This is a genomic window from Mycolicibacterium sp. CBM1 (assembly GCF_054073305.1).
The window spans coordinates 109300-122188 of the sequence record NZ_JBSXPP010000009.1 but is presented as its reverse complement, the minus strand read 5'-3'; the positions used below and the strand labels follow the sequence as shown (position 1 = coordinate 122188).

General features: G+C 70.0%; 9 protein-coding genes. 5 read left to right on the top strand and 4 right to left on the bottom strand.

Annotated elements, in window-relative coordinates; genetic code table 11:
- Nucleotides 1-50: 50 nt before the first annotated feature.
- A complete protein-coding gene (locus tag ACXDF8_RS14260) occupies nucleotides 51-1028 on the bottom strand; it encodes a PE-PPE domain-containing protein (RefSeq protein ID WP_457223913.1) in 978 nt (325 codons plus the stop codon).
- A 266-nt stretch (nucleotides 1029-1294) separates the two neighbouring features.
- Between ACXDF8_RS14260 and ACXDF8_RS14255 the strand changes: the two genes are divergently transcribed.
- The gene (locus ACXDF8_RS14255; protein WP_457223912.1) at nucleotides 1295-2509 is read left to right on the top strand and encodes an alpha/beta hydrolase family protein; all 1215 of its coding nucleotides are present in this window, start codon (nucleotides 1295-1297) and stop codon (nucleotides 2507-2509) included.
- A 230-nt stretch (nucleotides 2510-2739) separates the two neighbouring features.
- On the opposite strand, the gene ACXDF8_RS14250 is transcribed toward ACXDF8_RS14255, so the two are convergent.
- Nucleotides 2740-4044, bottom strand: coding sequence for an acetyl-CoA C-acetyltransferase (locus ACXDF8_RS14250; protein ID WP_457223911.1), 1305 nt, complete (start codon nucleotides 4042-4044; stop codon nucleotides 2740-2742).
- Nucleotides 4045-4164: 120 nt separating this feature from the next.
- On the opposite strand from ACXDF8_RS14250, the gene ACXDF8_RS14245 reads away from it, so the two are divergent.
- Both ACXDF8_RS14245 and ACXDF8_RS14240 read left to right on the top strand, forming a co-directional pair.
- Nucleotides 4165-5517, top strand: coding sequence for a 3-oxoacyl-ACP reductase (locus tag ACXDF8_RS14245; protein WP_457223910.1), 1353 nt, complete (start codon nucleotides 4165-4167; stop codon nucleotides 5515-5517).
- Nucleotides 5518-6363 carry a MaoC/PaaZ C-terminal domain-containing protein gene (locus tag ACXDF8_RS14240; RefSeq protein WP_457223909.1) on the top strand — a complete coding sequence of 282 codons (846 nt, stop codon included), beginning with the start codon at nucleotides 5518-5520 and terminating at the stop codon, nucleotides 6361-6363.
- Between the two features lie 7 nt (nucleotides 6364-6370).
- On the opposite strand, the gene ACXDF8_RS14235 is transcribed toward ACXDF8_RS14240, so the two are convergent.
- Both ACXDF8_RS14235 and ACXDF8_RS14230 read right to left on the bottom strand, forming a co-directional pair.
- Nucleotides 6371-6994 (bottom strand): TetR/AcrR family transcriptional regulator, encoded by a 624-nt coding sequence (locus ACXDF8_RS14235; RefSeq protein WP_457223908.1) that lies wholly within the window; start codon nucleotides 6992-6994, stop codon nucleotides 6371-6373.
- Nucleotides 6995-7048: 54 nt separating this feature from the next.
- Complete coding sequence (locus ACXDF8_RS14230) at nucleotides 7049-8260, bottom strand: glycoside hydrolase family 3 N-terminal domain-containing protein (RefSeq protein ID WP_457223907.1); 1212 nt, start codon at nucleotides 8258-8260, stop codon at nucleotides 7049-7051.
- A 122-nt stretch (nucleotides 8261-8382) separates the two neighbouring features.
- Between ACXDF8_RS14230 and ACXDF8_RS14225 the strand changes: the two genes are divergently transcribed.
- Both ACXDF8_RS14225 and ACXDF8_RS14220 read left to right on the top strand, forming a co-directional pair.
- Nucleotides 8383-8556, top strand: a complete 174-nt coding sequence (locus tag ACXDF8_RS14225) for a DUF2613 domain-containing protein (protein WP_457223906.1) — start codon at nucleotides 8383-8385, stop codon at nucleotides 8554-8556.
- Nucleotides 8557-8686: 130 nt separating this feature from the next.
- Nucleotides 8687-12883, top strand: a complete 4197-nt coding sequence (locus ACXDF8_RS14220) for an alpha-(1->3)-arabinofuranosyltransferase (protein ID WP_457223905.1) — start codon at nucleotides 8687-8689, stop codon at nucleotides 12881-12883.
- The last annotated feature ends 6 nt before the right edge of the window (nucleotides 12884-12889 follow it).

Here is a 12889-nt window from a genome sequence, read left to right as displayed (position 1 = left end):
AGTTGTGAATCAACAACGGCCCCGGGACCTTTGGGTTCCGGGGCCGTTGTTCATCTCGCTGACCGACCGATCCCGCCGGGCGCGTGGGAGCGAGACTTCGACGTGGCCCGGGCACAGGATCTTCGGCTGGTGGAGGTGGCCGACCCGGCACCGGAAGACGCGGCCGCGCCCACCGCGTGCGTCGACGCGTGCGTCGAGCGATGCACGGACACACCGGCCGACAGGGCCGCCACCCGAGGAGTCGGGGCGGGTGGACTGTCCGCGTACCCCGCGTCGATGATCGGGCGCAGCACCGCATCGAGGGCGTCGACCGCCGCGGCCGGTACCCCCAGCTGGCGCAGCGGCATCGTGAGCGGCAGGTCCTGCGTCGGCACCCGATAGACGGTCGTGGTGCCGCCCGCACTGTTGGTGGTGGTCGTGATGTCACTCGCCGGGACCGTCGACAGATCGGTGTTCTGGGCGTACGGATGGACGTAGACGATGCCCATCAGGGCATTGAGATCGGTCAACAGATTCTCGGGATGGGTGATCGGGTCGGCGAACCCGTCGTACTCGTTGATCACGACGACGACGTTGAACCGCGTCTCCGTCAGCGCTTCCGGGACGTAGTCGAGGATCGGGATCTTGATGCCGTAATCGCCGAGGAAGAGTCCGAAGTTCGGGTCCGCGATCAGGACGAAAGTAGTGCTGGAGGGGACGCTGAGATCGTCGTTGAGGTCGGCGGCGACCTGCTGGGCCACCATCGACCCCTGCGAGGTCCCGACGATCATCAGCGGTCCCGTAGTGGCCGCGACGGCGGCTTCGACGTCGGCCACTCCGGTGGCAATCGACGCGCCCAGCGTGGGGTCGTGCAGCCCGGTGATCGGCCACAGCGAGGCGGGATAGCCGACAACGGCGACGGTGTCGTCGTCCAACTCCCCGCCGAGCAGGTCGGCGGTGGTGCCGAAGGCGGCGGCCGGAGTCGACTCACCGAGAGTGCCCGACGTGCCGCCGACGTAGAGAACGGTTGTCGCGGCGCTGGCCGTCACAGCCGAGACCAAAGCGGCCGACGCTGACGTGACGATCCCGATTGCCGCGGCGCGCCACCGCGGTGGTCCTGACCAGCTGTAGCCCATCCGACACCCCCCTCACGCAGCAGGATAAATCCCGCTTCAGAGGTGCCGAGCAAATAGTGATGGGTTCCGATAAGAGGACGGGTGTGTGACCTTCGACCCTGTTCAGGTGCCCGATTTGCGCTACCTTCGGAGTTGTGGCACTAGCCAACAGCAATGCACGCGAACGTTAGGATAGCACCGTGAGCCCGAAAGACGAGGGCACGGGCCACCCGCTGGCGAATCCGCTGGCCAATATTGTGGGTCCCTTGACCAAGGCCGGCGGCTATTACGCGCGGTCCTGGGGGGCCTACCTCGACGGCGGCCGGAGCGAGCTGCCCGTCGCACGCCCCACGCTGTCGTTGGCCACCCACGCCTTGCGAGACGAGATCGTGCTGGCGGGACTGCGGTGGCGGCGCCCGCTCAGCGAGGCCGCGGTCTACGACCGGATCAACGCCGAAGTCGCCGAAGCCATCGACCTCTACCGCACCCGAGGCTGGCTCGACGCGCCGGCGGGTTTCTTCACCGCCCCCACCGTGCCCACGGATGTGGCCCTGCGCTCGTACACCAGCCGCGGGCGCACCCATGAACGGCTGTCGTTCATCAGCGGCTACCAGCCGCACCCCGGTGAGCCGGGACGTGACCGCTGGCAGGGCTACATCGGCAACCGGCGCGAATACGCATTGATGTTGCGCCACAACGAGCCCCGGCCGTGGCTGGTGTGCGTACACGGCACCGAGATGGGCCGGGTGGGGCTGGACCTGACGTTGTTCCGGGCCTGGCATCTGCACGAGGACTTCGGCCTCAACGTGATGCTGCCGGTGCTGCCGATGCACGGCCCGCGGGCCCGCAACCTGCCCAAAGGGGCGGTGTTCCCCGGTGAAGACGTGATGGACGACGTTCACGCCACCGCCCAGGCGGTCTGGGACATCCGACGCGTGCTGGCTTGGATCCGCACCCAGCAACCCGGCGCCCGGATCGGGCTGAACAGCATCTCGCTGGGCGGTTACATCGCGGCGCTGGTGGCGAGCCTGGACGACGATCTGACGTGCGCCATCCTCGGGGTGCCACCGGCCAACCTGGTCTCGATCCTGGGCCGGCACGCCGGCCTGGACGTCAACGATCCACGTCACCGGACGCTGGAGCTGGCCGAACCGATCGGCCGGATGATCTCGCCGCTGGCGCTGACACCCAAGGTCGCACCGGCGGGCCGCTTCATCTACGCCGGGGTCGCCGATCGGATCGTGCATCCGCGCGAGCAGGTGCTGCAGTTATGGGAGCACTGGGGACGCCCCAACATCGGCTGGTACCGCGGCGGCCACACCGGGTTCTTCCAAGCCCGTCCGGTGCAGCAATTCATCGACGCGGCGCTGGTGCAGTCCGGCCTGGTGGATACCGAGCCCGTCGGCAAGAAATAGCGTCGAAAACTACCCGCAAAAAATGACCGCCGCTGGACTCCCCTCTTCTCCAGCGGCGGTCCTTCATCCACGTCAATAAGACGTAAACAAAGAGGATGCCCCGTGTTGCCGTCGGGTCGGGGGGTCAGACGGCAACACGGAGCTATCCAGTTCTTCGATTACCCGTACGGCTTCGTTACAAACCCCGCGAAAATTTTTCGGAGTTCTTTTCGTTCCCCATTCACCGCAGCTCAGGCCGCCAAGATGGCGGTCACACCCTGGCCGCCGGCCGCGCAGATCGAGATCAGGCCACGCACCGGCTGCCCGGTCTCCTGCTTCTTCTCGGCCAGCTGCTTGGCCAGTTGCGCGACGATCCGTCCGCCGGTGGCAGCGAACGGGTGACCCGCGGCCAGCGACGAGCCGTTGACATTGAGCTTGGTGCGGTCGATCGCGCCAAGGGCGGCGTCGAGCCCTAGGCGCTCCTTGCAGTACTCCTCGGACTCCCAGGCCTGCAGGTGGGCCAGGACCACCGATGCGAACGCCTCGTGGATCTCGTAGAAGTCGAAGTCCTGCAACGACAGGCCGTTTCGGGCCAGCAGCCGCGGCACCGCGTAGGTAGGCGCCATCAACAGGCCGTCCGGGCCGTTGACGTAGTCCACGGCGGCGGTCTCGGAATCGACGAAGAAGGCCAGCGGTGTCATCGAGTGTGACGCGGCCCACTGTTCGCTGGCCAGCAGCACCACCGACGCGCCGTCGGTGAGCGGGGTCGAGTTGCCCGCGGTCATCGTGGCGTCGCCGTTGCGCACGCCGAACACCGGCTTGAGCTTGGCCAGCTTCTCGGCGCTGGAGTCGGCGCGCAGGTTGCTGTCGCGGTAGAGCCCCAGGAACGGGGTCACCAGGTCGTCGAAGAAACCGCGATCGTAGGCGGCGGCCATATTGCGGTGGCTGGCCGCGGCCAACTCATCCTGCTCGACCCGCTTGATGCCCATCTCCTTGGCGGTGATGGCGGCGTGCTCACCCATCGACAGCCCGGTGCGGGGCTCGCCGTTGGTGGGGATCTCGATGCCCAGCGAGGCGGGCAACTTGCCGACGAGCTTGAGCCGGTCGGCGTTCGATGTGGCCCGGCGCAGCCCGAGCAAGGTGCGGCGCAGGTTGTCGCCGAGCCCGATCGGGGCGTCGGAGGTGGTGTCGACCCCGCCGGCGGCGGCGGCCTCGTAACGGCCCGCAGCGATCCCGTCGGCCGCGGCGATGGCCGCCTGCAGGCCGGTTCCGCAGGCCTGCTGCAGGTCGATCGCCGGGGTGTACGGCGAGAGCCGGCTGCCGAGCACGCTCTCCCGCATCAGGTTGAAATCGCGGCTGTGCTTGAGCACCGCGCCGCCGATCACCGCCCCGAGCCGCTCGCCGGCCAGGTCGAAGCGGTCGACGAGCCCGCCGAGGGCCGCGGTGAACATGTCCTGGTTCGACGCTTCGGCGTAGGCGCCGTCCGAGCGCGCGAACGGGATGCGGTTGCCGCCCAGGACGGCGACCCGACGGCTGTATGAACTGGTAGAGGCCACGTCAATCTCCGCTTTGTCGTCGGTGTGAGATGGGTATACCAACCCATACTACGCACGCTCCTTACTCTGGAGTAAGTTCGTTCCCGATCCACCCGAACCGCACACCCGAAAGGCACGTTCGTGGCGTCCGACCTCTTCTCCCAGATCGTCAACTCCGCCCCCGGATCGTTGCTGGCCAAGCAACTCGGCATCCCACAGCCGGAAACGCTGCGGCGTTACCGGCCCGGTGAGCCGCCGCTGGCCGGTTCCCTGCTGATCGGCGGCGCCGGCCGCGTCGTCGAGCCGCTTCGCGCGGCGCTAGCCGAGGACTACGCCCTCGTCGCCGACAACCTCGGCGGACGATGGGCCGACTCGTTCGGCGGGCTGGTCTTCGACGCCACCGGCATCACCGAACCGGCTGGACTGCGCGAGCTCTACGAGTTCTTCACCCCGCTGCTGCGCAACCTCGGCCCCTCAGCCCGGGTCGTCGTCGTAGGCACCACCCCCGACGAGGCCGCCACCACCGACGAGCGCATCGCCCAGCGCGCACTCGAGGGGTTCACCCGTTCCCTGGGCAAGGAGTTGCGCCACGGAGCCACCGTCGCGCTGGCCTACCTGTCCCCGGCAGCGAAACCGGCTGTCACAGGCCTGGAGTCGACGATGCGTTTCATTCTGTCGGGCAAGTCCGCCTATGTCGACGGGCAGGTGTTCTACGTCGGCGCCGACGACTCCAGCCCACCCGCGGACTGGGACAAGCCGCTGGCCGGCAAGGTCGCCATCGTGACGGGCGCTGCCCGCGGCATCGGCGCCACCATCGCCGAGGTGTTCGCACGCGATGGCGCCAAGGTCGTGGCTATCGACGTCGAACAGGCCCGTGACGCGTTGGGCGAGACGGCCGCCAAGGTGGGCGGCACCGCCCTGCCGCTCGACGTCACCGCGCCCGACGCGGTGGACACGATCACCGAGCATCTGCGCGAGCACCACGGCGGCACGGCCGACATCCTGGTCAACAACGCCGGTATCACCCGCGACAAGCTGCTGGCCAACATGGACGACGGCCGTTGGGACGCCGTCATCGCCGTCAATCTTCTTGCCCCGCAACGCCTCACCGAGGGTCTCGTCACAAACGGCAGCATCGGCCACGGCGGGCGGATCATCGGATTGTCGTCGATGGCCGGGATCGCCGGCAACCGCGGCCAGACCAACTACGCGACCACCAAGGCCGGCATGATCGGTATCACCCAGGCGCTCGCTCCAGCACTGGCGGACAAGGGCATCACCATCAACGCCGTCGCTCCCGGCTTCATCGAGACCGCGATGACGGCGGCCATTCCGCTGGCCACCCGCGAGGTGGGCCGCCGGCTGAACTCGCTGTACCAGGGCGGCAAGCCCGTCGACGTCGCCGAGACCATCGCCTACTTCGCCAGCCCAGCGTCGAATGCGGTGACCGGCAACGTGATCCGGGTGTGCGGCCAAGCCATGCTGGGGGCCTAGATGACCGGACAACCCAGCGGCCTGCGCAACATGCTGCGCGCGGTGGCCGGCACGCTGCCGTTCGTCCCGCGCGGCGGCAGCCTGCCCAGCCGCACGCTGAGCGTCGAAGACCTGGCGATCGACCGGGTCAATGTCGCCGAGTACACGGCGGTCACCGGACTGCGGTTCGGCGACACCGTTCCGCTGACCTACCCCTTCGCGCTGACCTTCCCGACCGTGATGGCGCTGCTGACCTCGTTCGACTTCCCGTTCCCGGCAATGGGCGCGGTGCACGTGGAGAACACCATCACCCGCTACCGGCCGATCGCGGTCACCGATACCGTAGGCATCGCCGTGCACGCCGAGAATCTGCGTGAGCACCGCAAGGGCCTACTGGTCGACTTGGTCACCGAGGTCAGCGTCGGCAACGACCTCGCTTGGCATCAGGTCGCCACCTTCCTGCACCAGCAGCGCACGGCGTTGTCCGGCGAGCCCAAACCCGAGCCCCCCAAACGGCCGAAACTGCCGCCGCCCAACGCGATCCTGCGCGTCACGCCGGGCCAGATCCGTCGCTACGCCTCGGTCAGCGGTGACCACAATCCCATCCACACCAATGTGGTGGGCGCCAAACTGTTCGGCTTCCCCACTGTGATCGCACACGGGATGTTCAGTGCAGCAGCGGTTCTGGCCAATATCGACGGCCAGCTGCCCGACGCCGTGCGGTATGCGGTGAAGTTCGGCAAGCCGGTGGTGCTGCCGGCCAGCACCGGGCTCTATCTCGACCGGGTGGCCGACGGCTGGGATCTGGTGCTGCGCAACATGGCCAAGGGTTACCCGCACCTGACCGCGACGATGCGCAGGCTGTAACCGCGCGTCACGGCGCGCTGGCCGGGGAGGCTTCCTTGTCGGCCGGTGCGCCCTTGAGGCCTCGCCAGAACAGGTTGATCAACATGTCGGCGGCCTCGTCGACGTCGGCGTCGCCGGCACTGACCTGGGCGGCGACGGCCTCACCGGCACCCACCAGCGCGACCGCCATCATGTGAAAGTCGGTGTCCGGCTCGGGATGACGGGTGCCCGCCTCCAGCAGCCGGGCCACCATGTCGATGATCTTCTCGCGGCCCTCGCGCACGGTGTGGGCGAACGCCTGTGAACTGGTCGCCTGGGTGTAGAGCACGATCCACGACGCGCGGTTGGCGTCGATGTAGCGCAACACCGACAGGATGGTGCTGCGCAACAGCTCGTGCGGGCTCTGCTTGAGGTCGATGTCCTCGCGCACCGCCTCGATGAAGCGGCTCAGTTCGCGGCTCAGGCAGGCACCGAACAGCTCCTCCTTGGAGCCGTAGTACAGATACAGCATCGGCTTGGAGATCTGCGCCTCGGCGGCGATGACGTCCATCGACGTCTCGTGATAGCCATTGACCGAGAACATCTGCACGGCGGCATCGAGCATCTGCTGCTCGCGCACGGCGCGGGGCAGCCGCTTGGTGCCACCTGCCATCTCGCTGCCTTTCGCCTCGGGTTCACCCCCCGCGTTGCCTATCGCGTTCCTAGGCTAACCGCCGCATCGCGGGCTCGGCCCCTTGATCCGGGCCATTCGCAGCAGCGAGGCCTCCACGGCGGGCATCGACAGCTCACCGGCGTTGACGGCCTTCTCCAGTCGGTCGAGCACCTCGGGCACCTCGTCGGTGGTCACCCACAGCGCCACGTCGACCCCGGCCTGCAGGCTGCGCAGCACCGCCTCGGCCACTCCGTAGCGGTCGGCGATCGCCGCCATGCTCGACAGGTCGTCGCTGAACACCGGCCCGTCGAAGCCGGGGCCGCCGTATCCGCCGCTGCGCAGCAGGCCCACCGCCGCGGCGCTCAGACTGGCCGGGGTCGTGCCGGTCAGGCCGGGCACCTCCAGGTGGCCGACCATGACGGCGACCGGGGCGTCCGCGGCCAGCGTGCGGTACGGGATCAGGTCGTCGTTCTGCAGATCCGCCAGCGGTGGGGTGGTCACCGCGCCGGCGGTGTGCGAGTCACCCGAGCCGTGGCCATGGCCGGGAAAGTGCTTGAGCACCGGCAGCAGCCCGGCGTCGCGCAGTCCGCGGGCGTATGCGCCGGCATAGGCGGTCACCACAGCCGGGTCGTTGGAGAACGACCGGTCGCCGATGACGGTGTCGTCCGGCGCGTCGGTGACGTCGACGACGGGCGCGAAGTCGACGGTGATGCCCAGCCCGCGCATCTGCCGTCCGCGGTCGAGGGCCAGCTGGTAGACCTCGTCGGGCGATTTCGTCTGGGCTAGCACCCGCGCCGACGGGGCGTCCCCGATCAACGAGGTCAGCCGCGACACCCGGCCGCCCTCCTCGTCGACGCTGACGGCCAGCGGCAGCGGTCCGGCGTTGGCGTAGTCCGGCAGCGAGCCGTCGGTGAGCATCGTCAGGTCGGTCCAGCTGCCGACGAAGATGCCTCCGACGTGGTAGTTGTCGACCACACTGCGGGCGTCGGCGGCGTTCTTGACGCCGACCATCAGCAGCTGGGCCAGCTTGTCGCGGGTGGAGATCGCCCCCAGCAGCTCCGGGCCGTCGCCGCAGGCCGGCTGGGCCGGCGTACCCGGCGTGGGCGCCGGACCGGCCAGCGGAACCGGGGAGTCCGGCGACGACGCGGCGGACCGCGACGGCGAAGGGGACGCCGGGTGCGACGTGGGCGATGAACATCCCAGGACCAGCAGCGGCAGCGCCGTCAGCGCCGCAAAGCCGCGAAAGGAGAGCAGGCGTGTGGCCATCCGGACATGCTGTCACGGCCGCCGCCGCCGACCAACCGCGCTCACACGCGTGCTAGGTTGGCCAGCGGGTATTACCCCGAGCAAGTCATTCGCCCCAGCACCCTGAGCAAGGAGAACCGTTCATGACCCGGTTCGTGGTCCCTGCCGCCGCCAGTGTCTTGGTCGGCCTGCTGCTCGGGGCCGCCGCGGTCTTCGGCGTCACGTTGATGATCCAGCAGGACACCAAGCCGCCGCTGTCAGCCGGTGATCCCGCATCGTCGGTGCTGAACCGCGTCGAGTACGGCAACCGCGGCTAGCCTGAGCACGCTCACCACCGCCTCCCCCGCGGTCACCGAGGCGCCCGTCATCACCCCGCCGCTCGCCCGGCGCTGGCTCGGCGGCGCGTTCGTCGTGGCGCTGGTGCTGTGCTTCGCACAGTCGCCCGGCATGACCTCGCCGGACACCAAGCTCGACCTCACCGCCAATCCCCTGCGGTTCCTGGCCCGCGCGGCCAATCTGTGGAACAGCGACCTGCCGTTCGGCCAGGCGCAGAACCAGGCCTACGGCTACCTGTTCCCGCACGGGGCGTTCTTCCTGCTCGGTGACACCCTGGGACTGCCCGGCTGGGTCACCCAGCGGCTGTGGTGGGCGCTGCTGCTCACCGCGGGGTTCTGGGGTCTGCTGCGGGTGGCCGAAGCGCTCGGTATCGGCACGACGCCGAGCCGGATCATCGGCGCTGTCGCGTTCGCCCTGTCGCCGAGGGTGCTGACGACGCTCGGGTCGATCTCCTCGGAGACGCTGCCGATGATGCTGGCCCCTTGGGTGTTGCTGCCGGTGATCCTGGCGCTCAACGGGTCCGGAGCCGACCGGCGCTCCCTGCGGGTGCTGGCCGCGCGCGCCGGCATCGCGCTGGCCCTGATGGGCGCGGTGAACGCGGTGGCCACCATCACCGGGTGCCTGCCCGCGGTCATCTGGTGGCTGTGTCACCGGCCCGGGCGGGTGTGGTGGCGGTTCACCGCGTGGTGGGCGCTGGCCTCGGCGTTGGCGGTGACCTGGTGGGTGGTCGCGTTGCTGCTGCTGGGCCGGATCAGCCCGCCGTTCCTGGATTTCATCGAGTCCTCCGGTGTCACCACCCAGTGGACGTCGTTGACGGAGGTGTTGCGCGGCACCGACAGCTGGACACCGTTCGTCTCGCCGAACGCCACCGCGGCCGCCGAACTGGTGACCCAGCCGGCGATGGTGCTGGCCACGACGCTGGTGGCCGCGGGCGGGCTCGCCGGGCTGGCGCTGCGGTCGATGCCGTCACGGGGCCGATTGATCACCATGCTGCTGGTCGGGGTGGTGCTGCTCGGCGTCGGCTATTCCGGCGGTCTGGGGTCGCCGATCGCCCACCAGGTGCAGACCTTCCTCGACGCCGCCGGCGCCCCACTGCGCAACGTGCACAAGCTGGAGCCGGTGATCCGGCTGCCGCTGGTCCTGGGGCTGGCCCACCTGCTGAGCCGGATTCCGTTGCCGGGCAGTGCGCCCCGGCCGGTGTGGATCCGCGCGTTCGCCCATCCCGAGGACGACAAGCGGGTGGCGGTGGGCATCGTGGTGCTGGCCGCGCTGACGGTGGCCACGTCGATGGCCTGGACCGGACGACTCACCCCACCGGGGGCGTTCAGCGCGATTCCGGACTACTGGCATCAGGCCGCCGACTGGCTGACCGAACACAACACCGGCAGCCCGACTCCGGGGCGGGTGCTGGTCGCGCCGGGGGCGCCGTTCGCCACCCAGGTGTGGGGCAACAGCCACGACGAGCCGCTGCAGGTCCTCGGCGAAAGCCCTTGGGGAGTCCGCGATTCCATCCCACTGACACCGCCGCAGACCATCCGTGCGCTGGACTCGGTGCAGCGGCTGTTCGCCGCAGGGCGGCCGTCTGCCGGGTTGGCCGACACCCTGACCCGCCAGGGCATCTCGTACGTCGTGGTCCGCAACGACCTGGATCCGGACAACTCGCGATCCGCGCGCCCGCTGCTGGTGCACCGGGCCATCGACGGTTCACCGGGCCTACAGAAGGTGGCACAGTTCGGCGAGCCGGTGGGCCCGGGCACCCTGGACGGCTTCATCAGCGACAGCGGGTTGCGGCCGCGCTACCCGGCGGTCGAGATCTACCGGGTCGACGCGGCGGGCGACCCAGGCGCCCCCTACCTGACCGATGCCGCGCGGATGGCCAGGGTCGACGGCGGCCCGGAGTCGCTGCTGCGCATCGACGAACGGCGCAGGCTGCTCGGCCAGCCACCACTGGGCCCGATGCTGCTCACCTCCGACGCGCAGCGCGCCGGACTCCCGGTTCCGCTGGTCACGGTCACCGACACCCCGGTCGACCGGGAGACCGACTACGGCCGGGTGGACGACCACTCGTCGGCGGCCAGGGCGGCGGGCGACCGGCGCAACACCTTCAACCGGGTGCCCGACTATCCGGTGCCGGGCGCCAAACTGGCGCAGGGCGCCTGGACCGGCGGCCGGCTGTCGGCGTCGAGTTCGTCGTCGGATTCCACCGCGCTGCCGACCGTCGCACCGGCCAGCGGCCCGGCCGCAGCCATCGACGGCGACCCCGCCACGGCGTGGGTGTCCAATTCGCTGCAGTCGGCCGTCGGGCAGTGGCTGCAGATCGATTTCGACCGGCCGGTCACCAACGCGACGCTGACTCTCACCCCGAGCGCCACCGCAGTCGGCGCCCAGGTGCGCCGCATCCAGGTGTCGACCGAAAACGGAACCACCACAGTTCGTTTCGACGAACCGGGCAAACCGCTGACGATCGCACTGCCCTACGGCGAGGCGCCCTGGGTGCGGATCACCGCGGTGGGAACCGATGACGGGTCCTCAGGCGTCCAGTTCGGCATCACCGACCTGTCGGTGACCCAGTACGACGCGTCCGGCTTCGCCCACCCTGTCGACCTGCGCCACACCCTGGTGGTGCCGGGCCCGCCCGCCGGGTCGACGATCGCGGCCTGGGACCTCGGTTCGGAGCTGCTCGGGCGGCAGGGCTGCGCCGACTCCCCGGACGGCGTGCACTGCGCGGCGTCGATGGCGCAGGCTCCCGAAGAACCGGTCACCCTGAGTCGCACCCTGACCGTGCCCACACCGATCCAGGTCAGCCCCGTCGTGTGGGTGCGCGCTCGCCAAGGCCCGCACCTCGCCGACCTGATCGCCCAGCCGGGAACAACCCGTTCGCGCGCCGACGCCGATCTGATCGATGTCGACGGTTCGGCGTACGCGGCCACCGACGGCGATCCCCGCACCTCCTGGACGGCACCGCAGAACGTGGTGCAGCACCGCAGCGCACCCACCCTGACGGTGACGCTGCCCAAGCCCACCGAGGTGACCGCGCTGGCATTGACGGCGAGCGCCTCGCCGCTGCCCACCCACCCGACGATGGTGGCCGTCGACCTCGGCGACGGGCCGCAGGTGCGCCGCCTCGACCCCCACCGCACGGGTGCGCAGACGGTGCCGCTGCGGGCCCGGGTCACCGACACCGTGCGGATCAGCCTGCTGGACTGGGAAGACGTGATCGACCGCACCGCACTCGGATTCGACCAGCTCAAACCGCCGGGGCTGGCCGAGGTCGCGGTACTGGGACCGGACGGCAAGCCGGTCGCGGCGGCCGACGCGGCGCGCAATCGCGCCCGCACCATCGACATCCCGTGCGGCGAGGGACCCATCGTCGCGGTGTCGGGCCGGTTCGTCCAGACCTCGGTGACCACCACGGTGGGCGCACTGCTCGACGGCGACCCCGTACCGGCGCGCGCCTGCGACCCGACACCGATCGCCCTGCCCGCCGGCCGTCAGGAGCTGCTGATCAGCCCGGGCTCGGCATTCGTGGTGGACGGCGCCCAGCTCACCGGCCCGGCGGCGGCGCAGATCCCCACGGCGTCGACGACGACCGCCGACGTGCACCGGTGGGGGCCGGACCGGCGCGAGATCGAGGTCGACCGGTCGGCCGTCGCGCGGGTGCTGGTGGTCCCCGAAAGTGTCAATCCCGGCTGGGTGGCCCACCTGCCCGACGGCGTCACGCTGACCCCGGTGATCGTCAACGGCTGGCAACAGGGCTGGGTGGTACCCGCCGGGGAGCACGGCACCATCACGTTGAGCTTTCCGTCCAACCGCTGGTACCAGATCGGCTTGGCGGCGGGACTGTCGCTGCTGCCCCTGCTGGCGCTGCTGGCCCTGGTGCCACCGCGCCGACGACCGGTGACCTGGGCTCCGGTGCGAACGTGGGCCTCGCCCCTGCTCGCGACGTCCGGGATGCTGGCCGCCGGCGGCCTGATCGCCGGGGTCGGTGGCCTGGTGGTGTTCGGAGCGGCGCTGCTGGCCGGCTACGGCCTGCGCCGCCGGGTCCGGTTGCGCGACCGCGCCACACTGGGGATCGCCTCCTGCGGCCTGATTGTGGCCGGCGCGCTGCTCGCCCGCTACCCCTGGCGGTCGGTCGACGGCTACATCGGACATTCGCCCTGGGTGCAGTTGCCGGCCCTGATGGCGCTGGGTGCGCTGGCTGCCTCCGCGGTCTGGCGATCGTCGCGCCCGGGTGCCGGCGAATCCGACAGCGAAACCGGCAGCGAAACCGGCAGCGAAACCGGCGAGGAGACAACCGTTTCCCGTTAGTGTCCT

Bases quoted from the DNA above. Each gene is read 5' to 3' on its own strand.
- ACXDF8_RS14240 (WP_457223909.1), top strand. From the start codon at position 5,518: ATGACCGGACAACCCAGCGGCCTGCGCAACATGCTGCGCGCGGTGGCC.
- ACXDF8_RS14235 (WP_457223908.1), bottom strand. From the start codon at position 6,994: ATGGCAGGTGGCACCAAGCGGCTGCCCCGCGCCGTGCGCGAGCAGCAG.
- ACXDF8_RS14230 (WP_457223907.1), bottom strand. From the start codon at position 8,260: ATGGCCACACGCCTGCTCTCCTTTCGCGGCTTTGCGGCGCTGACGGCG.
- ACXDF8_RS14225 (WP_457223906.1), top strand. From the start codon at position 8,383: ATGACCCGGTTCGTGGTCCCTGCCGCCGCCAGTGTCTTGGTCGGCCTG.
- ACXDF8_RS14220 (WP_457223905.1), top strand. From the start codon at position 8,687: ATGACCTCGCCGGACACCAAGCTCGACCTCACCGCCAATCCCCTGCGG.